This window comes from Micromonospora sp. NPDC048835, assembly GCF_040649995.1.
GTDB lineage: Bacteria > Actinomycetota > Actinomycetes > Mycobacteriales > Micromonosporaceae > Micromonospora.
In genome coordinates, this window is sequence record NZ_JBEZGM010000017.1 from 77,677 (window position 1) to 101,888 (window position 24,212).

The window sequence follows — 24,212 nt, forward strand, 5'->3', positions numbered from 1 at the left end:
CGGCGTCGCGGACGAGCAGCGCGGCGAGCGCCACCCGACGGCGTTCGCCACCGGACATCGGACCCACCCACCCCAACCCCAACCCCCACGGGTTGATCAAGAAGTTTCGGTCACTGGAGACGCGAATTCTGACGCAAACCTCTTGATCAACAGCCCGGGGCGTGGGGCAGGAGCCTGGGGGGTGGGGGTAGGGGGGTGGGGGTAGGGGGGTGGGGGTAGGGGTGGGTGGGGGTTAGGGGTGGGTGGTGGTTAGGCGGGTTCGGAGGGCGTCGGCTGCGGTGCGTTCGCTGCGCTGCCCGGTCGCGTACGCCAGGCGGACCGCCTCCTCCGCACAGGACACCGCCTCCGCCGGACGCCCGCAGGCGGCCAACGCCTCCGCCAGCACACTCGCCGCGATCACCTGACTGCGCACGTCCTCGGCCGGTGCGGTGACCGCGCGGTGGGCCCAGTCCAGCGCCTGTTCCCGCTGGCCGTGAGCGAGCAGCGCCGCAGCGTACTGGGCCATCGTCTGTCGGCGGGAGAAGAGCAGCGAGGGCGCGTTCGCCGCGGCCGTGGCCACCGGGGCGAGCAGCCCGACCGCGGTCGCCGAGTCGCCGGCGGCGAGCCGGGCCGTCGCCAGCAGCACCCGGGGCGCCACCTGCGCCGGGGCCTGCGGGTTGTGCGGCTCCACGGCGGTCAGCACCGCGCGGGCCACCCGCTCGGCCGTCTCGCAGTCGCCCATGTCCAACGCGACGAAGCCCCGCAGTGTCCCGGCCATCCCGGTGAGCAGCGGATGCGAGGTGCGCTCCGCGTACGCCAGGGCGTCGGTGAGCAGGTCCGCCGCGTGCTCCGGCTCGCCCAGCCCGCGTGCCACCACCGCCCGGACCACCAGGGCGAACCCGCGCCCCCAGTCGTCGGAGGCGGCGGCGAACTCCCGGTACGCCCGACGGGCCTCCCGATCCGCCTCGGCCAGGTCACCCAACTCGGCGGTGGCGAACGCCGCCACCGCGCGCAACGTCCCCACCGCCCACGCCTCACCGACCCGCTCGCCGAACGGCAGGAACACCTGCGCCATCCGACAGGCCTCGCGCAGTCGGCCGGCGAGCAGCCGGGCGAACGCCGTGGTGCCGCGCAACCACGCCCGCCCGTACGGGTCCTTCAGCTCGGCGAAGAGCCGGGCAGCCCGGCCGAGCACCGCGTCGGTGCCGGCGAAGTCTCCCCGGGTGGTCGTCACCCAGGCCAGGTTCTGCAGGGACCAGGCCTGCCCGCGTCGGTCCTGTGCACCGAGGCTGACCTGGTACGCGGCCGCCAGACGACTGCTCGCCTGACTGAGCCGTCCCGCCACGAAGTCGGCCATGCCGAGCCGGCGCATCGCGGTGGCGCGCAGCGCGGGCAACTGCCCGTCAGCCGCCACCTGCAACGCCTCCTGCCAGGCGGCCACCGCCCGACCTTGGTCGCCGAGCGTCTCCTGGGCCTGCCCGGCCAGCAGCAGGGCGCTGACCCGGGTGGCCTCGTCCCCCGCGTTCGCGGCGATCTTCTCGGCGTACGCCAACGCGTCGGCGACCCGGCCGACCTGGAGCAACGCCCGTGCGTACACCACCTGATCGGGTGCCGGCACCCTGGCGCCTGCCAGTTCGGTGGCGCGCTCGGCGTACTCGACGGCCATTGCCGGCTCACCGGCGGACAGCGACCGGCGGGCGGCCCGACCGAGCGCGGCGACGCCGAGCGGAATCACCGCGCGCGCCGGCGCGTCCGGGCGCAGCTTCACCGCGTCGGCGAGCGTGGCGGCCCGCTCGACGTGCATCGCCACGAAGTCGTCCCGGGCCTCGTCGGTGAACCCGCCCACCGTGCTGACCGTGGCGTCGTCCGCCGGCGCCGCCCAGCGGGCCAGCGCGGCGTGCCGCTCGGCCAACTCGGCCTTGCTCACCCCGGCGTACGCGGCCTCCCGCATCAGCGGCGTGGCGAACGAGTAGCCGACACGTGAGCGGTGCAGCATCCGTCGTTGCAGCAGCTCCTCGACGGCCCGGTCCAGTTCGACGGCGACCACGGCCGACGGCCGGCCGTCCCGGCCGGCACGCTGCTCCCGCATCGCCTCCAACGCGCCGGTCGGCACCGTGTCGCCGGTGACCGCCGCGTCGCGCAGCACCGACCGGGCGTCCGGCGGCAGCGCGTCGATCCGGGCCGCGAGCACTGCGGCGAGGTCCCGGGAGAGCAGCCGGCTGCCCAGCGACCCGGGCACCAACCGCCACCCGCTCGACGGGGTCTGGTCCCGCTCGCCTGACCCAGGCCGCTCCACGGTTGCGCGGACACCGCGCGCCGACTCCGTGGTGAGCGCTCCCCGCTCGATCAGCAGGGTGACCAGCTCGGCCAGGTAGAACGGATTGCCCTGCGCGGTGGCGAGCAACCTGTCGGTGTCGGCCTGCGGCAGCTTGCCGCCACTGAGGTAGCTGGTCAGCAACCGGGCCGCGTCGGCACCGCGCAGCGGCGGCAGCGAGTGCACCTCGGCGTCCGCGACCCGGGTCAGCGCGCCTGCGGTACGCACCAGCTCGGGGCGACCGAGCAGCAGCACCAGCACCGGGCCGGTGAGCCTGGACAGCGTCGACCCGAGGGCGCTTATCGTCTCGGCGGTGGCGTCGTGCAGGTCGTCCACCACGATCACCAGCGGCGCCTCCGAGGCGAGCCCGCTGAGCAGGTCGGCGACCGCGTTCGGCACCACCTCGGTGTCTGCGGGCGCGGTGCCCGAGCCGCCCCACTCGCCGCTGTCGCCGGCCGCGTGCGCCGGGAGTTCGGCGTAGCCGAGCAGGGCGAGCAGTTGCTCCGTGGCGATCGGCGCGGTCTCCGCACCGGAGCGGGCGAGCCGCTGCCCGAGCCGGCGCAGCCGCTCCTCGACCGCCGGGCGGGTCAGCGCGGTGGACGCGTCGCTCGGCAGACCGACGGCGGCCCGCACGAGGTCGGCGAGGGGCGCGAGCCGCCGCCGCTCGCCGAACGCGGCACAGCGCACCGACAGCACCCGGGCCCCGGTGTGCGCCGCGTACCGGCCGGCACCGACGTCGTACCCGGCGGCGAGGCGCTCCACCTCGGCGGCGAACCGGGACTTGCCGATGCCCGCCTCGGCGGTCATCAGCAGTACCCGTGGATCGCCCTGGTCGATCACCTCGGCGAGCCGGCCGGCGACCCGACCGATCTCCGTCTCCCGACCGACGTACGGCGCCTCGTCGCCGAGCCCCGAGCGGGTGCCCGGCGCGTCCAGCAGACCCAGCAGCTCGTACGCCTCGACCGGCTCCCGCTTGCCCTTGAGCCGCAGCGGGCGCAGCGCACGCCAGGAGGAGACGTGCCGCGTGGCCGCGGCGGTGCGTCCACCGGCGTAGACGGCGCCGACCGCGGCGGCGTCGGCGAGCCGGGCCGCGGTGTTCACCGTGTCGCCGATGACCGTGTACTCGATGGCGGCCTGGATGCCCGCGATGACGTCGCCGGTGTTGAGCCCGACCCGCAGCCCGAGGGGCGCGCCGCCGCCCCGCTCGTCGTCGAGCACCCGACGGACGGCGCGTTGCATGGACAGCGCGGCCCGGACGGCACGTTCGGCGTCGTCCTCGTGCGCAACCGGGGCGCCGAAGACGGCCATGATGCCGTCACCGGTCAGCTTGTCGACGTGCCCGCCGAACGTCTTCACCGCACCCGCGAGGGCGGCGAGCACCCGGTCGGTGACCGCGCCGACGCGTTCCGGGTCGAGGTCCTCCGACCAGGAGGTGAATTCGGAGAGGTCACCGAAGAGCACGGTGACCACCCGACGCTCGGCCGCCGGCAACGTGGCGGCAGCGGGCAGCGCGGCGCCACAGTTGTGGCAGAACCGCGCGCCGGGAACGGCAACGGTTCCACACACGGGGCAGGTCACATGTGCTCCAACCCACTGACCCCGGGTGCGGATTCCCCGGTGTCGACGCCGAGATACTCCAACTGGGCGCGGACCGACCACTCAGCCGCCCACCAGAGGGAGCGGTCCACGTCCGCGTAGACCGTCGCCACCACGTCGGCCGGGGTGTGGGCACCGGCGGCGACCGCCGCCCGGACCTGGTCGAGCCGGGCCCGGCGGTGGGCGAGGTAGAAGTCGGCCGCGGCGGCGCAGTCGGCAAGCGCCGGGCCGTGTCCGGGCAGCGCCGGAATCCCCGGGTACGCGGACAGCAGCTCGAGACTGGTCAGGTAGTCACCGAGGTGCCCGTCCGGGTGGGCGACCACGGTGGTGCCCCGGCCGAGGATGGTGTCACCGGTGAGCACCACCCGCTCGTCGTCGTGCTCGACCAGGAAGCAGATCGAGTCGGCGGTGTGCCCCGGCGTGTGCAGTGGGCGGATCTCCAGGCCGAAGCCGCCGAGTTGCTCACCCGACTCGGTCAGCGGCTCGCCGCCGATGGTGTGTGCCGGGTCGACGGCGAGGACGTGCACCCCGCCGAGCAGCTCACTGAGCCGCGCCGCGCCCTCGGTGTGGTCGGGGTGGCCGTGGGTGATCAGGATCAGCCCGATCGGGCCGTGCTCGGCGATCCGGGTCAGGTGCCCCTCGTCCGCCGGCCCGGGGTCGACCACGATGGCGTACTCGGCTGCCGGGGCGCGCAGCACCCAGGTGTTGGTGCCGTCCAGGGTCATCGGCCCCGGGTTCGGTGCACGCAGCAGTGAAACCCAGCCGGGCAACTCGTCGGCAAGCGCCGCCACCGCCCCCGTCACGTGCCCGCTCATGGCTGCGATCGTACGACCCCGCCCGCCACACCCCGCGATCTTGCACTTGCTGCTGCTGTTTCATGCCTCTTCATGGCTTTCGTCGCGACAGCAAGTGCAAGATCGCGGTTGGGTCAGGCGACCTCGACGATCAGTTCGATCTCCACCGGGGCGTCCAGGGGCAGTTCGGCCACGCCCACGGCGCTGCGCGCGTGCCGGCCGGCCTCCCCGAAGACGGTGCCGAGAAGATCGGAGGCACCGTTGATCACGGCAGGCTGACCGGTGAAGCCGGGCGCGGAGGCCACGAACCCGGTCACCTTGACCACCTTGACCACGTTCTCCAGGCCGACGAGCGAGTCGACCGCGGCAAGCGCGTTGAGCGCGCACCGCTGAGCCAGATCCTTCGCCTGGTCGGCCGAGATGCCAGCGCCGACCTTGCCGGTCGCGAGCAGCTTGCCCTCGGCCATCGGCAACTGGCCGGAAACGTACACGTGCTGCCCGGACTGCACGGCCGGGACGTAGCTGGCCACCGGCGGCACGACGTCGGGCAGTTCGAAACCCAGCTCGGCGAGCTTCGCGTGCGGACCGTTGCTCACTGCGCCACCCCTTTGTTCGCGACTGCGGGGCTCCGCTGCGCTGCACGCCTCACGCTCACGCCTTCGGCCGCTTCAGGTAGGCGACAAGCTGGTCCGGATTCGGGCCGGGGACCACGGCGACGAGCTCCCACCCGTCCTCGCCCCAGTTGTCGAGGATCTGCTTGGTCGCGTGGACCAGCAGCGGGACCGTGGAGTATTCCCACTTCTGCATCGCTGAAGGGCTCCCTCTCGGTGCGGAATTGTTCGAGGGACAGCCTACGGTCCGCTGGCCGGACGAGGTACGGGACGCTGCTCCGGCATGGCCGGCAGCTCGCCGCAGAGCCCTTCGTGCTCGTACCCCTGGGGGCAGCGGGACCGGTCGGGGAGCAAGAGGTCGCAAAAGACCCGGTGCCGGTTGTTCTGGTCGTCGGCGTTGGACACGGTGGTCTCGCCGGCGTCCAGCTCCGGCAGGAAACCCAGGGAGACCGCGACCCGACCGGCCAGCACTGTCGCCGCAGTCAGGTTCGGCACCCGGATCGGCAGGTGGATGACGAAGCCCGCCTCGTCGTCGTCGCGGCTCCGCTCGGCGGGCTGACTCGGCACCCGAGGCGTCTCCGCCTGCTCCGGCGTGCGGCGGTACGACCGTTCGTTGATCGGCTGACTGGTGACCTGCCCGCCGGCCTCGACCACGGACCCGGTCCGGCGGGGCCGGTCGTTCGTCGGGAACTGGGTGCGAGGGATGTTGTCCGCGTCGCGCATGCACTGCCTCCGGTCGTACCTCTCGGACCATGCTTCCGGCCCGGACCCATTCGTCCGTTCCGGCCCCCGCACCCGGACGAAGGTAGGTCTGTGGTCGCGGTCCCGCCAACAGGACGCGCACAAGAGGTCACCAACAGTCACATATGCGACACACCGCAGGTCGGGGGCCCGACACCGGAAGCGCCGCGGGTACCGCTCACCGGATCGCCGGACCGACCGAGCGGCAGCGGCGACACCGATCCGCTCATCGACCGCTACCCTTCCGGTCGGACGGTCGCGCAGCGCCCGGCCGCCCGCTCGATCACGCTCGGCGCCAGGGGTGGCGGCGGGCGCCGCACCCCGGGGAGAACGACATGACCCACCCGCCCAGCGGCGACCAGGCCGGCACACCCGCTCACCCGCCGGCCCACCCGGATCCCGCCGGTCAGCCCGGCATGCCGGCCATCCCCAGCCAGCCGACCCACGCCCCACCGACCGGGCAGCTCGCCCTCCCCGCATCCCCTGCCCAGCCGACGCTCCCCGCCGCCCCCACCTCCCCAGCCTTCCCCGGGCCGGCGGAAGGGCACGGCTCGGCAGCCGCACCGACGCCGCCGGGCGCCCCGAACCCCTCGTCGATCCCACCGCCCCCGCCGGCCTACCCGCCCTACCCGGGCACCGCCCAGCCGAAGAAGAAGCGCGGCCTGCTGATCGCGGCCGTCGCCCTGGTCGTGATCATGGTGCTCTGCGTGGGTGGCGGCGTGGTGGCCTTCCTGACCCTGCGCGACGCCGAGACCGGCGAGGGCGCCAAGGAGCCCTCGGTCGCCGTCGACGAGTTCCTCACCGCGGTCTACAAGGACCGCGACGCGACCAAGGCGGCCAGTCACGTCTGCGCCGCCTCCCGTGACGACGACAAGATCGCCGCGAAGGTGGCCGAGGTGGAGAAGTACGCCTCGACCTACCAGAACCCGCGCTTCCGGTGGACCACCCCGAAGGTGGACAACCAGACCGGGGAACGGGCCACCGTCTCCACCCGGCTCACCATGACCACCGCCGACGAGAAGGTGGCCGACCAGGAGTTGCGCTTCACTGTGGTGCAGAAGACGGGTTGGTGGGTCTGCGAGGTCGCATGACCCACGAGCCTGGATAGGCTCGGCTGGTGTGTGCAGCTGAGCGTCCGATCGACCCGGCCGGTACCGGCTGGCCCGCCCGCCTCCACGTGGTGACCGGCAAGGGCGGCACCGGCAAGACCAGTGTGGCGGCGGCGTTGGCTCTCGCGCTCGCCGCCGGCGGCCGACGCACCCTGCTGGTCGAGGTCGAGGGGCGGCAGGGCATCGCCCAGCTCTTCGGCATCGACCCGCTGCCCTACGAGGAGCGGCACCTCGCCGACGCACCGGACGGCGGTGAGGTCCGGGCGCTCGCGGTGGACGCCGAGGAGGCACTGCTCGAGTACCTGGACATGTTCTACAAACTGGGCGCGGCGGGCCGGGCGCTCCGCAAGCTCGGCGCCATCGACTTCGCGACCACCATCGCACCCGGCCTGCGGGACGTCCTGCTCACCGGCAAGGTGAAGGAGGCCACCACCCGCACCAACGGGCAGCGGCGCGCGTACGACGCCGTGGTGCTGGACGCCCCGCCCACCGGGCGGATCGGCCGGTTCCTCAACGTGACGGCGGAGACCGCCCGGCTGGCCAAGGTGGGCCCGATCAAGACCCAGAGCGAGGGGGTCGCCGCGCTGCTGCGGTCTCCGATGACCGCGGTGCACGTGGTCACGTTGCTCGAGGAGATGCCGATCCAGGAGACAGTCGACGCCATCGCCGACCTGACCGCCCTCGGCTTCGGCGTCGGGAAGGTGCTCGTCAACGGTGTCCGACCGCCGCTACCCGCCGGGCCGGCGGTCACCGCGGCGGAGTTGAGACGCGGGCTGGTCGCCGCCGGGCTGCCGGCCGATCGGGACATCGTGGCCGGGCTGCACGATGAGGCACGTGACCAGCTCATCCGGCGCGAACTGGAGGATTCGCTCCGCGCCGACCTGGTGGAGTTGGGGCTGCCGATGATCGAGCTTCCGTTGCTGCCCGACGGGGTGGACCGGGCCGGGCTCGCGGCGCTGGCCCAGGCCCTCGTTCGCGCCGAATGACTCACACCTGAGCGCAGCACGGGCGCGCGGACCCACCGGCCCGATACGCTCGATTGGTGCCTTCCGAAGACGCGGCGCCGCAGCTGGACGTCGACCAGATCCTCGCCGACCCGGGCGTGCGGATCGTCGTGTGCTGCGGTGCCGGCGGAGTGGGAAAGACGACCACGGCCGCGGCGCTGGCGCTGCGGGCCGCCGAGCAGCACGGTCGGCGAACGGTGGTGCTCACCATCGACCCGGCCCGCCGGCTGGCCCAGTCGCTGGGCCTGACCGAGCTGGACAACACCCCTCGCCAGGTCAAGGGCATCGACGTCGAGAGCAGCGGCGGCGAGTTGCACGCCATGATGCTGGACATGAAGCGCACCTTCGACGACGTGGTGTTGCAGCACACCGACCCGACGAAGGCCGCGGAGATCTTCGCGAACCCGTTCTACCAGGCGATGAGCTCGACCTTCGCCGGCACGCAGGAATACATGGCGATGGAGAAGCTGGGCCAGTTGCACGCCCGGGGCGAGTGGGACCTGATCGTGGTGGACACGCCACCGTCCCGCTCGGCACTTGACTTCCTGGACGCGCCGGCTCGCCTCTCCCGCTTCCTCGACGGCCGGATGCTCCGACTGCTGCTGGCCCCGGCGCGCAGCGGCGGCCGGAGCATGTTCAGCCTGGTGACTGCCTCGTTCGGGATGTTCTCGAAGGTCGTGCAGAAGGTGCTCGGCGCGCAGTTGCTGACCGACCTGTCCGGCTTCGTGGCGGCACTCGACTCGATGTTCGGTGGTTTCCGGCAGCGCGCCGAGCAGACGTACCGCATCCTGCAGGCACGGGAGACGGCCTTCCTGCTTGTCGCGACGCCGGAGCCGGACGCGGTCCGCGAGGCCGCCTACTTCGCGGGCCGGCTGCGGGACGAGCGGATGCCGCTGGCGGGCCTGGTGCTCAACCGGGTGCACCGCCCGGCCGTGCCGGAGCTGGACGCCGAGCAGAGCCGGGCGGCCGCCGAGCGGCTGACCGAGCTGGGTGGGCATGCGGCCACCGTCGACGTGCTGCGGGCGCACGCGACGCTGGCTCGTCAGGCGGTACGCGAGCAGCAGGTTGCCGCGCGCTTCACCGAGGCGTTCCCAGCCGTGCCGGCGGTATCGGTTACCGCGCAGCCCGCCGACGTGCACGACGTCGACGGGCTGCGGACGATCGGCGCGGCGATCAGCCGGCCGTGACCGGCGTCAGTTGGACGCGCTGACGAGAATCTTGTCCTTGGCAGCCTTGTCCTTGCTGTTCTTCTTCATCGCGGCCTCGAACATCTTGCGCCAGCTCGTCACCTGCGGGTGACGACGCAGGAGCGCCCGCCGTTCGCGTTCGGTCATGCCGCCCCACACACCGAACTCGATCCGGTTGTCCAGCGCGTCGGCCAGGCACTCGTACCGAACTGGGCAGCTCCGGCAGATCCGCTTCGCCACGTTCTGTTCGGCGCCCTGTACGAACAACGCGTCCGGGTCCCCGTTCTGACATGCCGCAAGTGACGGCCAGTCAGTGATCATGCCCATGTGTACACGTCCCCCCTTGCAGTACCTACCGACCTCGTCGATGCACGTCAGCCGGCAATTCCCCCCGATCGCCCGGCCTGCCTTCCCCAAGGCGGCACGAACGACATGTGGCCTGTCGCCGCCCCCATCATGCTCTGTAGTCGACCGATTACGCAACGTTGTCGGCGAAATCCATCATTCCGGACACTCCCGGCTTCCCGGGCCTTCGACCGCCGGTTACCCCGCCGAGGTCGGCGATAACGCTGCGCCACCTCACAGGATCGGAGGAGACTCACGCCAGGTCATACGCAACCAAGCACCGGGGGTCGTGCGTTTAGCACAACGAGGGCAGCGCGCGCAGGAAATGGGGAAAGAACGCCCCAGCGCCCCTCGTTCCCTACTCGCGTACCCTGTCGAGGTGACCTGGATGCGGAAACGTGACCACAATGTGCTGACCAACGCCGCATCGCTACTCGTGTGTGGCCTGCTGGCCGGCGTGGTGGTCGCTGCGGCGGCCTTCCCCGCGGTAGCGATGTCCGGCCTGGCCGCGAAGGCCGGCGCGGAGACATTCGGTGCCCTACCCACAGAGCTGACGGTGGCCCGCGCGCCGCAGATCAGCTATCTGCTGGCGTCGGACGGCAAGACCCCGCTCGCGACGATGTACGACGAGAACCGGCGGGACGTCAAGCTCGCCGACATCTCGGTGCCCATGCAGAAGGCCATCATCGCGGCCGAGGACCACGACTTCTACAAGCACAACGGCGTCGACATCAACGGTGTCGCCCGCGCCTTCGTCAACAACCAGAGCGAGGGCTCCGGTCGACAGGGCGCCTCGACGCTGACCATGCAGTACGTCCGGCTTGCCATCGCCTACTCGGCCACCCACCCGGCCGACGTGGTCGCGGCGACCGAGGACACCAGCGCCCGCAAGCTCCGCGAGATGCGGCTGGCCCTCCAGGTCGACAAGGAGTTCTCCAAGGAGGAGATCCTCACCCGCTACCTCAACCTCGCCTCGTTCGGCAACGGCGCGTACGGCATCTACGCCGCCAGCCAGGTCTACTTCGGCAAGCCGCCGAGCAAGCTGAAGATCGAGGAAGCGGCGCTGCTGGCCGGCATGGTGAAGGCGCCGACCACCAACGACCCGACCACCGAGGCGGGTTACCCACTGGCTCTGGACCGACGCAACTACGTCATCCAGAACATGGTCGACATCAAGGCCATCACCCAGCAGGAGGCGGACGCCGCCAAGGCGACCAAGCTGGTGGTGAAGGACAAGCGCACCCCGAACGGCTGCGTGGCCGCGAACGTCAACGAGTGGGGCTTCTTCTGCGACTACTTCTACCGCTGGTGGATGGATCAGGAGACGTTCGGCTCGACCACGTACGACCGGGAGCGCCGGCTGAAGAGCGGCGGCTACACCGTCGTGACCTCGATCGACGTCCAGGCCCAGCGCGGCGCGGACAAGGCGGTCCGTAAGGCCAAGAGCGTGAACAGCAAGGAAGCGGCAATGGTCGCGGTCGTCGAGCCGGGCACCGGCCGGGTACGAGCGCTCGCGGTCAACCGGCAGTTCAAGCTCGACGACCCGAAGAACCCGAAGAACAAGCTCTCCAGCGATCCGGCGAAGCGCAAGAAGAAGATCCGGGGCAACTACCCGGCGACGGTCAACCCCCTGCTGACTGGCGGCAACGGCATCACCGGCTACCAGGCCGGCTCGACCTTCAAGATCTTCACCATCCTCGCCGCGCTGGAGAAGGGCATCCCGCTCGGCTACACGATCAACGCGCCGCAGCAGTTCAAGTCGGAATACATCATCGACAGCAGCAGCCCGGCGGCCTGTAAGGGCACCCACTTCTACTGCCCGACCAACTCCGGCCTGAAGGCCGGCGGCGTGCAGAACATGTGGTCCGCGTTCGCCCAGTCGGTGAACACCTACTTCGTCCCGCTGCAACAGCAGGTCGGTGCGGAGAACGTGGTCGACGCCGCCCGGCGGGCCGGCATCCAGTTCCGGGCCAGCAACGACGCCAAGTTCGCCGCCACCAAGGGCGACGCCCACCAGTGGGGTGCCTTCACCCTGGGCGTCTCCTCCACCACCCCGCTCGACCTGGCCAACGCGTACGCGACCCTCGCGGCGGACGGCAAGTACTGCGAGCCGATCCCGGTGCAGGAGATCCGCGACCCGGAGGGCAAGAAGCTGGACGTCGCCAACCCGCGCTGCGAAAAGCGGTTCAGCACCGAGGTGGCCCGGGCCGCCGTGGACGCCGCCCGCTGCCCGGTCGGCGACAACTCCACCACCAGCAAGTGCGGTGGCAGCCGTACGGCCCGCGTGGTGAAGGACATCGTCGACGCGCCCGTCGCCGGCAAGTCCGGCACCACCGACTCGGAGAAGACGGCCGCCCTGGTCGCCATGACCAAGCAGTACTCGGTGGCCGGCATCATGGCCGACCCGGACTGGCCACAGACGAACGTCAAGATGAAGCACGCCGAGAAGGACGGCATCAACCCACCGGTCTACGAAACCCTGCGCGACGCCATGAGGGGCAAGGACCGGGTCAAGTTCGATCCGCCCGGCCAGAAGATCTCCGAGGGTGACCAGCGCAGCATCCCCGACGTGAAGTGCATCTCGGTGGACCAGGCGAAGTCCCGACTCAAGGGCGCCGGCTTCGAGCCGGTGGTCTCCAGCGCGAAGGTGCCGTCCTCCTGCAAGGCGGGCGACGCCGCCGGCACCAGCCCGGACGGACGCACCATCAAGGGTGGCGTGGTCACCATCCAGGTCAGCAGCGGCGGCGGCGCCCCCGGTAACAACGACGGCACTCCTCCCGGCGGTCAGCCCGGTGGCCAGCCCGGTCGCCCCGGGGCAGGTCGCCCCGGCGGCTGAGCCGACCAGTAGGACACGACGGGCGGGCACCCTCCTCGGGTGCCCGCCCGTTTCGTCTGTCCGGACCGGTGATCGGCTACGACCACCGTCCTGCCACTCCGTCTGACCTGCTGGTCAGAGACCGAGCTGTCGGCGTACCTCAGCGGCCACCCGGCCACCCTCGGCCTGGCCCGCCACCGCGGCCTGGGCCGCCTTCATCGCCGGGCCCATCTGGGCCTTTCCGGTGAAGCCGCCCGCCGCGAGCGCCCCCGACACCAGCTCGGTCAGCTCGGCGTCCGAGAGCTGCTTGGGCAGGTAACGGTCCAACACCTCGCCCTCGGCGCTCTCCTTCGCGGCCTGCTCGGCGCGGCCCGCGTCGGCGAAGGCGGTGGCCGCCTCCCGACGCTTCTTGGCTTCCTTGGTCAGCACCGCGAGCACCTCGTCATCGGTGAGCTCGCGCTTGGCCTTGCCGGCGACCTCGGCGGTGCCGACAGCGGCCAGGGCCATCCGCAGCGTGGAGGTGGTCAGCTCGTCGCGCGCCTTGAGCGCGGAACGCATGTCGGCAGTGAGGCGGTCCTTCAGCGTGCTCATGGACGGTCAAACTACCCTGAACGCCATGCGAAAGCGCACACTATTCCGGCTTGCCGCCGGAACCGCCACCATCGGCGCGGCCACCCTCGCGTACGCGTCGCTCATCGAGCGCAACATGTTCACCCTGCGGCGGTACGACGTGCCGGTGCTCCCGGCCGACGCGGAGCCGCTGCGCGTGCTGCACCTGTCGGACCTGCACATGATGCCCGACCAGGCGCGCAAGCAGCGCTGGGTGGCGTCGTTGGCGGCCCTCGACCCCGATCTGGTGGTGGTGACCGGCGACAACATGGCGCACCCCGGCGCGGTGCCCGGGGTGCTGCGGGCCCTGCAACCGCTGCTGGACTACCCGGGCGCGTTCGTGTTCGGCTCCAACGACTACACCGGACCGGTGCTGAAGAACCCGTTCACCTACTTCCTGCCCGACCGGGAGTACACCGAGGGCGTCGAGCTGCCCTACGAGGAGCTGCGTCAGGTCTTCACCGGCGCCGGCTGGGCGGACCTCAACAACGCCCGGACCACGGTGAAGGCTGGCGGCCGACAGGTCGACCTCGTCGGCGTGGACGACCCACACATCGACCGGGACGACTACCCTGCCGTGGCCGGCGCGGTGTCGTCCTCGGCCGACCTCTCCATCGCGCTGACGCACTCCCCCGAGCCGCGGCTGCTCGACCAGATGGCGGCGGACGGCTTCGGGCTGCTGCTGGCCGGGCACACCCACGGCGGTCAGGTCTGCGTACCGGGCTTCGGTGCGCTGGTGACCAACTGCGGCCTGCCCCGCTCGATGGCGAAAGGTCTGCACCGGTGGCCCGGCTCAGACTCCTGGCTGCACGTCTCCGCCGGCCTCGGCACCCACCCGACCGCCCCGGTCCGCTTCGCCTGCCCCCCGGAGGCCAGCATCCTCACCCTCATCCCCCGCTGACCTGCCCGGCCGCCGCCCGCCCGCGGGGCCGCGGGGCCGCTCGGTCGCTCGGCCGCAGGCCGCTTCAAGATCCGCGCAACATCAGGGATGTTGCTCGCTCGGGGTGTGGTGAGGCAGCAACATCCCGGATGTTGTGCGGATCTTGGCCTCTCCGGGCAGGGCCAGGGCGGCAGGGGTACCGAGTTTGACCATCGGGGCGGGTGGGCTACTATTTGTCGGCACGCCTCGGGGTGTGGCGCAGCTTGGTAGCGCGCTTCGTTCGGGACGAAGAGGTCGTCGGTTCGAATCCGGCCACCCCGACCAGAGGTAAAGGCCAGGTGAGGTTCTCTCTCACCTGGCCTTTTGGTCTTACCAGGCGAGCCTTGTCGACCGATTCCCGTGCTGCGTCGGCGTGGCTTACGTCCGCGTATGACCTGCCCGCAGGCGCCTCAACCGTGGAGCCCACCCGACAGCCCGGCAGCGACACCCCTTGCGACCCCGGTGGACGACCGCGCCACCTTCTTCTCCTTCCTGGCCTCGCGCGGGTCTGGTCGCGGTCACCGGGGTCGGCGCGACGATCGTGTTCCTGATCTGGGTTTCAACCACCGCGAGTACCGACGCGTAGCGAACGTCGACGAAGCCCGGCAACGGCACGACCAGGAACGTCGAGCCGGCCGGCTCGACCGGCAACCTGCCGCTTGGTACGCCCGCCCTCAGTCCTGCCGCTCGGTGCGCTCGATCTCCGCGAAGGCGGCGGCCAGGTAGTCGTCGAACGGCACGCTCGTCACCGCCATCAGGTCGGCCACCAGCAGCGGCGCGTGTCGGGCCAGCGCGGCCGCGTCCGGAGGTGACTCGTCGCTCTCGGGGTCGTACACCCCCAACGCGCCGGCCAGCAGGACGAGCACCACGTGCGGGTCGACGTCCGAACGCCAGCGCGTCGACTCCTGTACGCAGTGGGTCAGCACCTGACGGATGTCGTCGCCGGTCAACCCGTCCGGATGGCTCTCCTCCAGCAACAACCGGACCACCCCGCCCAGCACCAGGCCGGAACGCTCGTCCGCGGCGAGACCGCCGACCGCCTCGTCGTACGCCTGACCGTCGCGTTCCCGGGCGGCGGCGACGGCCGCCGTCGCGGTCACGGCGATGGCGCGGGCGGTAGCGGGCAGATGTCGCCAGGTGCCGGTCATCGAGCCAGCATCGCAGACCCGGCGGACACCGACCGACCGCGATCACGGCGAGTGGATCAACGTGGGATTGGTCACCCGGCGGGCCGGTCACCGCGAGATGCGGCCGAAACGGTTGGCGCGGCGTCAGACCTACCGAACAGAATGCCGGCATGCTGCGTCGTGCCCTGCCCCGCCGAACGGAAGCTCGCCGGCTCCTCCTCGGCACTTTACTTTCGGCGGTCGGGCGGGGACTGACCCTGCCGTTCCTGTTCATCTATCTGACCGACGTACGCGGGCTCACCGACACCCGCGCCGGGCTCGTGATCGGCTGGTACGGCGTGGTCACCCTTGCCCTGTCGCCGCTGGGTGGAACGCTTATCGACCGCTTCGGCGCCCGCTGGGTGGTGGTGCCCTGCCTGCTGCTCGAGGCGATCGGCACCGGCTCGCTCGCGCTCGTCCACTCGACCGGGTCGGCAGTGCTGGTGATGACGGTGATCGCCATCGGCAGCTCGGCGATCTGGTCCGGGCAGAACACCATCCTCGCGTCGTTGACCGACGACGACGAACGGCAACGCGTCTTCGGGCTGAACTTCGCCCTGCTCAACCTCGGCATCGGCATCGGCGGCATGACCTCCGGCGCGATCGTCGACACGGCGCGGCCCGGCACCTTCCAGGCGATCTACCTGCTGGACGCGGTGACCTACCTGATGCCGGCATTGATCCTGCTCACTCTGCCCACCGTGGGCCACCGACTCGGCAGCCGTCGAGGCGTCGACGATCCGTCGCCCGGCGGCTACCTCACCGTGCTTCGACACCGCCCGTTCCGGCGACTGGTGGTCTTCGGGCTGATTCTCACCACCTGCGGGTACGCGCAGGTGGAGGTGGGCTTCGCCGCGTACGCGGTGCGGGTGGCCGAGGTGAACCCGCGAGTCGTGGCCTGGGCGCTCGCGGCGAACACCGCGATGATCGTGCTCGCGCAACTTGTGGTGATCCGCCGGATCGAAGGCCGCAGCCGTACCCGGGCGCTGGCCGTGGTCGGGGCGGTGTTCGCCGCCGCCTGGCTGGTCCTCGGCGCGGCCGGCCTGGTGAATGGTCAGAGCGCGGTGCTGGCCGCCCTCTGCGTGGTGCTCTGCTCGGCGATCTTCGGCTTCGGCGAGACGATGCTGTCCCCGGTGATGCCCGCTCTGACGAACGCGCTGGCCACCGATGAGCTACGCGGCCGGTACAACGCGATGAGTTCGATGATCTTCGGAGTCAGCGGTGTGATCGGCCCGGTGACCGCCGGCCCGCTCATCGGTGCCGCAAACGGCATGGTGTGGGTGGCGACGGTGGTCGGCGGTTGCCTGGTCGCCTCGCTTGTCGCGCTCTCCCTGCGTCGACTGCTCACCGCGGAGCAGGACGGCCTGGCGGCGCCCGCCCCGGCCACATCCGCCGCTGCCACGCCCGCCCTCACCTGACCTCGCACACACCCTGAGGGGCCCCTGACAACCAAGCCCTCCACCCGCGGCCCCACCCAGGCCCCCACGCAGGGCCCCACCCGGGCCCCCACGCAGGGCCCCACCCCGGGGCCCCGGGCGTCGCGGCGCGCGCCAAGATCCGAGCAACTTCACGGTTGTTGCTGCCTCAGGCGCGCGGGAGACAGCAACAACCCTGATGTTGCTCGGATCTCCCTCGTTGATCCTGCTGCTCGCCAGGATCGCACTCGATCCTTGATGTGGTGGTATCCCCGCGCGCCGACACCACTACATCGAGGATCGAGCACGATCTTGCCCGTGGTGGCCACAGGGCGGGTCGGAGCGAGCGTGGGCAACAAGCACGCGGACAGGAGCAGGCGGGGCCTGGGACGTGGTCGGGCCCCGGAGCTGATGCTCCGGGGCCCGGTGGTGCAGGGGTCGGCCGTCAGGCGGCGGGGACCTCGGCCGTGGTGCGGATCCGGTCCAGCGTCGGTGCGGAGACCGGCGACTGGGCGGTCAGGTAGTCCACGAACGCGTCCAGGTCGATCTGACCGGTGACCAGGTTCGTGCCGCCGGTGAGGGCGCTGAAGCCGTCACCGCCGCCGGCCAGGAAGTTGTTCACCGTCACCCGGTAGGTGGCGGCGGTGTCGACTGCGGTGCCGCCCAGGGTGAGGCTGCCCCGGACCACTCGGGTGCCGGCGCACGGGTCGGCGACGGTACCGGTGGTGCCGTTCGGGTCGACCACGTAGCCGACCGTGGACGACGGGTACAGGGTCCGACCGGTGACGAACTGCTGCTCCAGGACGCAGTAGAGCTGCGCTCCGGTCAGGTCGAGTGTCACCAGGTTGTTGGCGAACGGCTGCACCGTGAACGCCTCCTCGTAGGTGACCGGGCCGGCGTCGAGGTCGGCCCGGACCCCGCCCGGGTTCATGAAGGCGGCGACCGCGTTCTGTTCGTCGTCGGTGGCGGCGAGCTGGGCGTCGGCGATCAGGTTGCCCAGTGGCGATTCGCCCAGACTCGTACCGAAGAGGGTTTCCTGGCTCCGGGTGATCGCCTGGCTGGTCACACCGACCTGGCGTCCGGCGACCGGGCCGAGCACCGTCTTGTAGCGGTTGATCAGCGCGGTCTGCCGCGGGTCCTTGGCGACGTCGCGGGTGACCACGACGTTGTTCGCCGCCGCGGACAGCACGTCCCCGCTCCGGCGGTCGATCTTGAGGTCGATGTCGGTGACCAGGCGACCGAACGAGCTGGCGCTGGTGACCAGCTTGCCGTTGATGTCGCAGTTGTACGCCTGGTGGGTGTGCCCGCTGACCACCACGTCGATGGACGGGTCCATCCGGTTGGTGATGTCCACGATCGGGCCGGTCATGCCGACGCAGTCGTTGATCCCGCCGGTCGCCGCCTGGGTGCCACCCTCGTGCAGCAGGACGACGATCGCCTGTACGCCCTTGCGGCGCAGCTCGCGAGCGTACCGGTTGGCGGTGTCCGCCTCGTCGGCGAAGCTGAGGCCGGCGACGCCCTGCTGGCTGACGATCTGCGGGGTGCCCTCCAGGGTCATGCCGATGAAGCCGACCTTGACGCCCTGCACCTTGTGGATCGCGTACGGTGCCATCAGCGGCTTGCCGGTCGCGGTCTTGAAGGCGTTCGCGGACAGGTACTGGAAGCCGGCCCCGCGGTACGGGGTGCCGTCGATGCAGCCGTCCACCGGGTGGCAGCCGCCGTTCTGGATCCGCAGCAGCTCGGCGGCGCCTTCGTCGAACTCGTGGTTGCCGACGCTGGCGTAGTCCAGCCCGGCCATGCTCAGCGCCTCGATGGTCGGCTCGTCGTGGAACGCGGCCGAGAGCAGCGGGGACGCGCCGATCAGGTCGCCGGCGGCGACAGTGATGGTGTTCTTCTTCTTGGCGGCGGCGCGCAGCTCGGCCAGGTGGGTGGCCAGGAACTCGACGCCGCCGGCGGTCTGCCCGGCGATGGTGCCGCTGGACCCGCTCGGTGGTTCGAGGTTGCCGTGGAAGTCGTTGAGGGCCAGCAGGGTGACGTCGACCGGCTTCGGCCGCGCGTCGGCTTGCTCAGGGCTGGTGGCGACCGCGCCGAGGGCGGCCACCGCGAGCGCGGTCAGGCCGATACCGGCCCGACGCATCCCGGTTATGAACATGGATCTCCTCGTGAGAATCGGCGCGTACGGTGCCTGGCCTCTGGTTCGACCGGGGCCACCGACGGACGCCGTCGAAGGGGTCGCGGATGGCGGTGGTTGAGCATGGCCCCCGCCCCGACAGCCTCTCATCCGTTTGCCCGGCGGTCGACCCGGGCAGCACCTGGGAGCTGCGCGTACGCCGGGACCGGAATCGATCGCCGTTTGGCGCGGTCTGCCGGACAGTGTCGGACCGAGGGTCTAGAAAGGACGGGACGGCCCACGTGGACAGGAGACATCGTGAGTGGATCGGCCCCGGTGGTGGAGCAGGTGCGATCGGCGGACGGCACGCCCATCGCCTTCGAGCGGTCCGGTGACGGGCCGGCGGTCATCCTGGTCGGCGGCGCGTTCGCTGACCGCAACGCGACGCGCGACCTGAGTGCGGCGTTGGCACCGGATTTCACCGCCTTCGGCTATGACCGTCGAGGTCGCGGCCAGAGCGGCGACACCGCTCCCTACGAGGTCGGCCGTGAGATCGACGATCTGGCCGCCCTGATCGCGGCGGCAGGTGGCTCCGCAGCGGTCTACGGCATCTCCTCCGGTGCCGTCCTGGCCGCCCTCGCCACCGCGCAGGGCCTGCCGGTGACCGGGTTGATCATGTTCGAGCCACCGTTTCAGGTTGGTTCGCACGTGGGCGTCCGTTCGGACATCACCCCGCAGCTCATCGAGCTGATCGCCGCTGACGACCGGGACGGCGCGGTGGCGACCTTCCTCGGCGATTCGGTGGGGCTGCCGGCCGAGCAGATCAGCGGGATGCGGTCACAACCGATGTGGGCCGGGCTGACGGCCGTCGCGCACACCCTGGTGTACGACTCGATAGTCACCGCTGGAGGCCGACTTCCCGCCGACCGCCTGGGGGCCGTCACCACGCCGACCCTCGGGGTGGACAGCACCGGCAGTCCACAGTGGTTGCGGGACGCGAGCCGGGCTGCCGCCGAGGCGGTCCCGGGCGGCCGTTCGGTCAGCCTCGACGGTGGTTACCACGACGTCCCACCGACGACGCTGGCCCCGGTGCTGCGCGAGTTCCTGCTCGGTTGACGACACCACCGCCCGAACCGCGCCGCGCGGCCCAGCCGGCGCGGCCAACCAGCGTGGGCGGTCAGGTGCTGAGCAGCACTTCTTCGACCAGGGCCGCCACGGCGTCCCGTGGCCAGGCGTCCGCCACGCCAGGCCGGGCCGCCAGGTAGCTGGCGATCCGCTCGGCCCGCCAGCCATGCGACTCACGTATCCCGCTCGCGATCAGGCCGAGGTAGATCGGTGCGGGTGGTCGGCACCGCGCGACGGACGCCCCCTCGGGGGCGGTGAAGGTGAGCATCGGCACGTCGTCCCGGCTGCCCGGGCAGATCAGCGTCTCGTACCGGCCGGGGCCGAGCGTGGCCCGACCGTTGGCGACGGCGGCGTCGACGGCCGCGCCGGTCGCCGGGATCAGGTCGGCGGTGTCGCCCGGGGGGCGGTACATCTCCTGAGCCGCGATGTCGGTGAACTGTTCCAGCGTGACCAGGTAGGCGCGGGCTGCGGCCTCGCCCGGCAGGTGCGGGTCGTAGAAGGCCATGCCGCCGGTCCAGGCCCCGGACTCACCGGCGAAGTAGATGCCGCCGGACAGCGTCACCGGCACCGATCGGCTCGGTGGACGGCGGTCGCGGCAGCCCGGGTACGTCCGCTTCCCGCCGGGTGGGCAGCCACCACCGATGTACCAGGCCAGCCGGGCGGCGTGCATGTTCGAGCCGTACGAGACGTACCAGACCAGCATGACGTCGCCCTCAGAAGCCGCAGGTCTGCCCGGCGGAGTGACTCACCTGCACGGTGTGGGTGACGCAGCCGTCGGCCTCCACCGAGTGCAGCAGGAACGCGGTGGGCTCGTTGACCCAACCGATCTGCTCGTCGGCGCTCATGGTGAGCGTGGCCTGTCTCCACGTGCTGGGTGCCACGGTGAGGACCGTGCCCGCGTACGCCGTGGTGACCGGGCGGTGCAGGTGGCCGGCGCCGACCCGTACGACGTGCCGGTGTCGGCGGATCACCTCGGCGAGCGCGGCACCGTCGGCGAGCCGGATGGAGTCCGCCGCGGGAATGCCGACCGCCACCGGCGGGTGGTGCAGGAAGATCACGGCGGGCACCTCGGGCCGCCCGGCCAGCACCCCGTCCAGCCAGCCGAGCTGCTCCTCGCCGAGTTGGCCACCGTCACTGCCGGGGACGAGCGAGTCGAGCACCACGACCGATGCCGCCTCGTGGTCGACGTGGTAGTAGGCCGAGAAGCCACCGCCGAGCCACGGCGTGCCCCCGAACGCGTCGATCAGGGACTCCCGGTCGTCGTGGTTGCCGGTGACCAGGTGCACCGGCAGCGGGAACCCGCCGATCACCTCGCGCAGCGCCGCGTACTCCTCGGGTTGCCCGTGGTCGGCCAGGTCACCGGTGATCACTACGCACTCCGGTCGGGGTCGCAACGCCAGCACCCGGCCGAGCGCCCGGTGCAGACCGGCGGCGGGTTCCGCAGCGAGCAGGCCGGTGGTCAGGTGCGGGTCACTGAGCTGGGCGATGAGCACGGGCCCGCCTCCTCGGCGCCGGGGTGCTTCAGGCTATCGCCGAGCGCGGCATCGCGGGGGCAAGCGTCCACAGGCCGCGTCCACAGCCTGTGGATAGCACGTGTGTACGAAGGTCGCCGCCCCGCCACCGTGAGTACCCTTGATCGAGCGGTTCGGCGTCAGCCGGGCCCCTCCCCTACCTGGAACGACGTGCGAGTGGATCATCAGCGAGTCATCCGTGACGTCACCGCCCGCCTGCCGATGGCGTCGAGCGCACCTGAGGCGTGTCGATGGACGGTCACCGCGCTGTCCCGCCACACCCCGGCGACCATCTCCGTACTCCTCGCGGCCCACGACGGTCTGCGCTGCGTCGCGGCGACCGGGGCCTGGCAGGTCTTCGCCACGGTGCCGGCGCGGACCGGCATCGTCGGGCGGGTGTACGCGACATGCGCCCCCGCCGTCGTCCCGGACGTCACCGTCGACCCCGACTACCTACCGGTACGCCCGGACGTGACAGCCGAGCTGTGCGTGCCGGTGTCGGACCCGACGGGCCGGGTGATCGGCGTACTCGACCTGCAGTGGAGTGAGCCGACCGACCTGGAGCCGTGGCGGGAGACCGCGCAGCGGCTGGCCGACCGGCTCGGCGCGCGGATCGCCGCCCTCGGTGGCCCACCGGCGGAGAGCCGCAGTGAGAAGCTGCTCCGGCATGCCGCGGCGCTCTCCTCCGCACCGACGGAGGGGGAGGTGATGGGGGTGGCGGCCCGTGCCGCCCGGGAGGTCTCCACACTCTCCACCGCGCTGCTGCTGATCGGCGGTCAGCTCGGCCCCTCCCCGGCGACGCCTGGTGACCTGGAGACCCGAATCCGCGCCGAACTGGCCGGGGCGGGTCCGGCCGCTCAGGACCGGATGGTCGACCGGGCACACCGGTACGGCGCCGGGTACACACTCGGCGAGGCCGGGCATCCGCCGACCGAGGACTACCGTCCGCTGACCCGGGCGGGGGTACGCACACTCGTCGCCGTACCGGTCGGACCGACGGACGCCGGAGGCGTACTGCTGGTCGCCGACGAACGGGCGCTGCGTCCGGACCCGACCACGGTCAGCCTGATGGAGTTGCTCGCCGGGCAGGCCTGGACGAGCGTGGACCGACTCCGCACGCTGGCCCGGCTGCGCGAGCAGGCCAGCTCCGACCCGCTGACCGGGTTGCGGCACACCGGCCCGTTCGGGCAGCGGATCGCGGCGGCCACCCCCGGGCGTACGGCCCTGCTGGCGATCGACGTGGACGGTTTCAAGACCGTCAACGACACGTACGGCCACCAGGCCGGCGACCGGGTGCTCGTCGGGTTGGCCCGGGCGCTGGAGGGGGCACTGCGGCACGGCGACGAGTTGTACCGGATCGGCGGTGACGAGTTCGTCGCGGTGATCGAGGTGAGCCGCCCGGAGGAGGCGGTCCGGATCGCCGAACGGCTCACCGAGGCGGCCCGACGCGTCGGCCGCACCATCAGCGTGGGCGTCGCCCTCCCCCGCCCCGGCGAAACCCCCGACCGCACCCTGAAGCGGGCCGACCAGGCCCTCTACGCGGTGAAACGCCAAGGCCGAGACGGCGTCCTCCTAGCCGCAGCCTAACCCCAGCCCCAAGCACCAACCCTGGCCGCAGCACCAACCCCCACCCTCGCCCCCGAGCCGCCCGCACCCCTCGCCGCCGTCGATCTTGCACTTTCTGTCGTCGCTTTGTCCCGCTGATCCCTTATGTCGCCGCAGAAAGTGCAAGATCGGCGCAGCAAGGGTGGGGTGGGGGCGCGGGGGGCCGGGGCGGGGTGGGCCACGGGGGGCTGTTAGGGGGTGCGGAGTTCTTTGGCTAGGAGTTCGGCGATCTGGGCGGTGTTGAGGGCTGCGCCCTTGCGGAGGTTGTCGCCGGTGACGAAGAAGTCGAGGGCGCGGGGGTCGTCCAGGGCGCGGCGGATCCGCCCGACCCAGGACGGGTCGGTGCCGACGGCGTCGATCGGCATCGGGAATTCCCCGGCGGCGGGGTCGTCGACAAGGATCACCCCGGGGGCGTTGCGGAGCGCCTCGCGGGCGCCCTCGGCGTCGACCTCGGTGGCGAAGACCGCATGTACGGCCACCGAGTGCGCGGTGACCACCGGCACCCGGACACAGGTCGCGGAGACCTTGAGGTCGGGGAGGCCGAGGATCTTCCGCGACTCGTTGCGGATCTTCATCTCCTCGGATGACCAGCCGCTGTCCGCCGGGGAGCCGGCCCAGGGGACCACGTTGAGCGCCATGGGCGCCGGGAACGGCCCCAGGTCGTCGCCGACCGCCTGGCGTACGTCGCCGGTGCGCGAGCCGAGCGCCCGGTCGCCGGCGACCTTGCTGAGCTGGTCGTGCAGGATGTCGACGCCGGACTTGCCGGCACCGGAGACCGCCTGGTAGGAGGCGAGCACCAGCTCGCGGAGGCCGTACTCGCGGTGCAGCGGCGCGACGGCGACGATCATCGCGAGCGTGGTGCAGTTGGCGTTGGCGATGATGCCCCGGGGTCGGTTGCGGACCTGCTCGGGGTTGATCTCCGGAACGACGAGCGGGACGTCGCGGTCCATCCGGAACGCGCCGGAGTTGTCGACAGCGATCGCGCCCCGGGAGACGGCGATCGGCGCCCACTCGGCGGAGACCTCGTCGGGTACGTCGAACATGGCCACCTGGACCCCGTCGAACGCCTCGGGGGTCAGCGCCTGGACGACGAGTTCCTCGCCCCGGCAGCGCACCCGGCGGCCGACCGAACGCTCGGACGCGATCAGCCGGATCTCACCCCAGACGTTGCGCCGCCCGGTGAGCAGCTCACACATGACGGTGCCGACGGCACCTGTCGCTCCGACCACGGCGAGGGTGGGCAGCGCCGACATCGGC

The 24,212-nt window shown here is 71.6% G+C and carries 20 protein-coding genes and 1 tRNA gene; 9 read left to right on the plus strand and 12 right to left on the minus strand.

Translation table 11 applies throughout. From position 1 onward, the window contains the following. Window positions 1-232: 232 nt before the first annotated feature. The 5 genes from AB0C15_RS21030 to AB0C15_RS21050 all read right to left on the minus strand — a co-directional run bounded on the left by AB0C15_RS21030 (window position 233) and on the right by AB0C15_RS21050 (window position 6,017). Window positions 233-3,871, minus strand: coding sequence for an adenylate/guanylate cyclase domain-containing protein (locus tag AB0C15_RS21030; RefSeq protein WP_357354347.1), 3,639 nt, complete (start codon window positions 3,869-3,871; stop codon window positions 233-235). After that, the gene (locus tag AB0C15_RS21035) at window positions 3,868-4,704 is read right to left on the minus strand and encodes an MBL fold metallo-hydrolase (RefSeq protein WP_357354349.1); all 837 of its coding nucleotides are present in this window, start codon (window positions 4,702-4,704) and stop codon (window positions 3,868-3,870) included. Before AB0C15_RS21035 ends, AB0C15_RS21030 begins: the two co-directional genes overlap by 4 nt. Before the next feature lie 113 nt (window positions 4,705-4,817). Then, window positions 4,818-5,279 carry a RidA family protein gene (locus AB0C15_RS21040; protein ID WP_357354351.1) on the minus strand — a complete coding sequence of 154 codons (462 nt, stop codon included), beginning with the start codon at window positions 5,277-5,279 and terminating at the stop codon, window positions 4,818-4,820. A 55-nt stretch (window positions 5,280-5,334) separates the two neighbouring features. Then, window positions 5,335-5,490 (minus strand): DUF4177 domain-containing protein, encoded by a 156-nt coding sequence (locus AB0C15_RS21045; protein ID WP_007466198.1) that lies wholly within the window; start codon window positions 5,488-5,490, stop codon window positions 5,335-5,337. 44 nt (window positions 5,491-5,534) lie between these two features. After that, window positions 5,535-6,017, minus strand: coding sequence for a hypothetical protein (locus tag AB0C15_RS21050; protein WP_357354353.1), 483 nt, complete (start codon window positions 6,015-6,017; stop codon window positions 5,535-5,537). A gap of 434 nt (window positions 6,018-6,451) precedes the next feature. On the opposite strand from AB0C15_RS21050, the gene AB0C15_RS21055 reads away from it, so the two are divergent. The 3 genes from AB0C15_RS21055 to AB0C15_RS21065 are packed head-to-tail and all read left to right on the plus strand — an operon-like array spanning window position 6,452 to window position 9,335. Continuing rightward, complete coding sequence (locus AB0C15_RS21055; RefSeq protein ID WP_357354489.1) at window positions 6,452-7,126, plus strand: hypothetical protein; 675 nt, start codon at window positions 6,452-6,454, stop codon at window positions 7,124-7,126. 26 nt (window positions 7,127-7,152) lie between these two features. Further along, on the plus strand, window positions 7,153-8,130 hold the full coding sequence (locus AB0C15_RS21060; protein WP_357354355.1) for an ArsA-related P-loop ATPase: 978 nt from the start codon (window positions 7,153-7,155) through the stop codon (window positions 8,128-8,130). 53 nt (window positions 8,131-8,183) lie between these two features. Continuing rightward, the gene (locus AB0C15_RS21065) at window positions 8,184-9,335 is read left to right on the plus strand and encodes an ArsA-related P-loop ATPase (RefSeq protein ID WP_357354357.1); all 1,152 of its coding nucleotides are present in this window, start codon (window positions 8,184-8,186) and stop codon (window positions 9,333-9,335) included. 6 nt (window positions 9,336-9,341) lie between these two features. Here the strand turns inward: AB0C15_RS21065 and AB0C15_RS21070 are convergent, their stop codons facing one another. Continuing rightward, window positions 9,342-9,662 carry a WhiB family transcriptional regulator gene (locus AB0C15_RS21070; RefSeq protein WP_357354359.1) on the minus strand — a complete coding sequence of 107 codons (321 nt, stop codon included), beginning with the start codon at window positions 9,660-9,662 and terminating at the stop codon, window positions 9,342-9,344. 406 nt (window positions 9,663-10,068) lie between these two features. On the opposite strand from AB0C15_RS21070, the gene AB0C15_RS21075 reads away from it, so the two are divergent. Beyond that, window positions 10,069-12,516, plus strand: a complete 2,448-nt coding sequence (locus tag AB0C15_RS21075) for a transglycosylase domain-containing protein (RefSeq protein ID WP_357354361.1) — start codon at window positions 10,069-10,071, stop codon at window positions 12,514-12,516. Between the two features lie 114 nt (window positions 12,517-12,630). Here the strand turns inward: AB0C15_RS21075 and AB0C15_RS21080 are convergent, their stop codons facing one another. Continuing rightward, window positions 12,631-13,086, minus strand: a complete 456-nt coding sequence (locus AB0C15_RS21080) for a GatB/YqeY domain-containing protein (protein WP_030328082.1) — start codon at window positions 13,084-13,086, stop codon at window positions 12,631-12,633. A gap of 25 nt (window positions 13,087-13,111) precedes the next feature. Here AB0C15_RS21080 and AB0C15_RS21085 point away from each other — a divergent pair, with 25 nt between their 5' ends. Together AB0C15_RS21085 and AB0C15_RS21090 are read left to right on the plus strand one after the other, a co-directional pair. Next, complete coding sequence (locus AB0C15_RS21085) at window positions 13,112-14,005, plus strand: metallophosphoesterase (protein ID WP_357354363.1); 894 nt, start codon at window positions 13,112-13,114, stop codon at window positions 14,003-14,005. 226 nt (window positions 14,006-14,231) lie between these two features. Beyond that, a tRNA-Pro gene (locus AB0C15_RS21090) sits at window positions 14,232-14,308 on the plus strand. 389 nt (window positions 14,309-14,697) lie between these two features. Here AB0C15_RS21090 and AB0C15_RS21095 read toward each other — a convergent pair. Then, window positions 14,698-15,171 (minus strand): hypothetical protein, encoded by a 474-nt coding sequence (locus tag AB0C15_RS21095; RefSeq protein WP_357354365.1) that lies wholly within the window; start codon window positions 15,169-15,171, stop codon window positions 14,698-14,700. 149 nt (window positions 15,172-15,320) lie between these two features. On the opposite strand from AB0C15_RS21095, the gene AB0C15_RS21100 reads away from it, so the two are divergent. After that, window positions 15,321-16,607, plus strand: a complete 1,287-nt coding sequence (locus tag AB0C15_RS21100; RefSeq protein WP_357354367.1) for an MFS transporter — start codon at window positions 15,321-15,323, stop codon at window positions 16,605-16,607. Between the two features lie 442 nt (window positions 16,608-17,049). Here the strand turns inward: AB0C15_RS21100 and AB0C15_RS21105 are convergent, their stop codons facing one another. After that, window positions 17,050-18,756 (minus strand): bifunctional metallophosphatase/5'-nucleotidase, encoded by a 1,707-nt coding sequence (locus AB0C15_RS21105; RefSeq protein WP_357354369.1) that lies wholly within the window; start codon window positions 18,754-18,756, stop codon window positions 17,050-17,052. A 276-nt stretch (window positions 18,757-19,032) separates the two neighbouring features. Here AB0C15_RS21105 and AB0C15_RS21110 point away from each other — a divergent pair, with 276 nt between their 5' ends. Next, window positions 19,033-19,830, plus strand: a complete 798-nt coding sequence (locus AB0C15_RS21110; protein ID WP_357354371.1) for an alpha/beta hydrolase — start codon at window positions 19,033-19,035, stop codon at window positions 19,828-19,830. A 61-nt stretch (window positions 19,831-19,891) separates the two neighbouring features. On the opposite strand, the gene AB0C15_RS21115 is transcribed toward AB0C15_RS21110, so the two are convergent. Both AB0C15_RS21115 and AB0C15_RS21120 read right to left on the minus strand, forming a co-directional pair. Then, window positions 19,892-20,542, minus strand: a complete 651-nt coding sequence (locus tag AB0C15_RS21115; RefSeq protein WP_357354373.1) for a histone deacetylase — start codon at window positions 20,540-20,542, stop codon at window positions 19,892-19,894. 10 nt (window positions 20,543-20,552) lie between these two features. Continuing rightward, window positions 20,553-21,332 carry a phosphodiesterase gene (locus AB0C15_RS21120; protein WP_357354375.1) on the minus strand — a complete coding sequence of 260 codons (780 nt, stop codon included), beginning with the start codon at window positions 21,330-21,332 and terminating at the stop codon, window positions 20,553-20,555. Window positions 21,333-21,527: 195 nt separating this feature from the next. On the opposite strand from AB0C15_RS21120, the gene AB0C15_RS21125 reads away from it, so the two are divergent. Then, complete coding sequence (locus tag AB0C15_RS21125) at window positions 21,528-22,937, plus strand: sensor domain-containing diguanylate cyclase (protein WP_357354377.1); 1,410 nt, start codon at window positions 21,528-21,530, stop codon at window positions 22,935-22,937. A 209-nt stretch (window positions 22,938-23,146) separates the two neighbouring features. On the opposite strand, the gene AB0C15_RS21130 is transcribed toward AB0C15_RS21125, so the two are convergent. Beyond that, window positions 23,147-24,208 carry an aspartate-semialdehyde dehydrogenase gene (locus tag AB0C15_RS21130; protein WP_357354379.1) on the minus strand — a complete coding sequence of 354 codons (1,062 nt, stop codon included), beginning with the start codon at window positions 24,206-24,208 and terminating at the stop codon, window positions 23,147-23,149. Window positions 24,209-24,212: the final 4 nt, after the last annotated feature.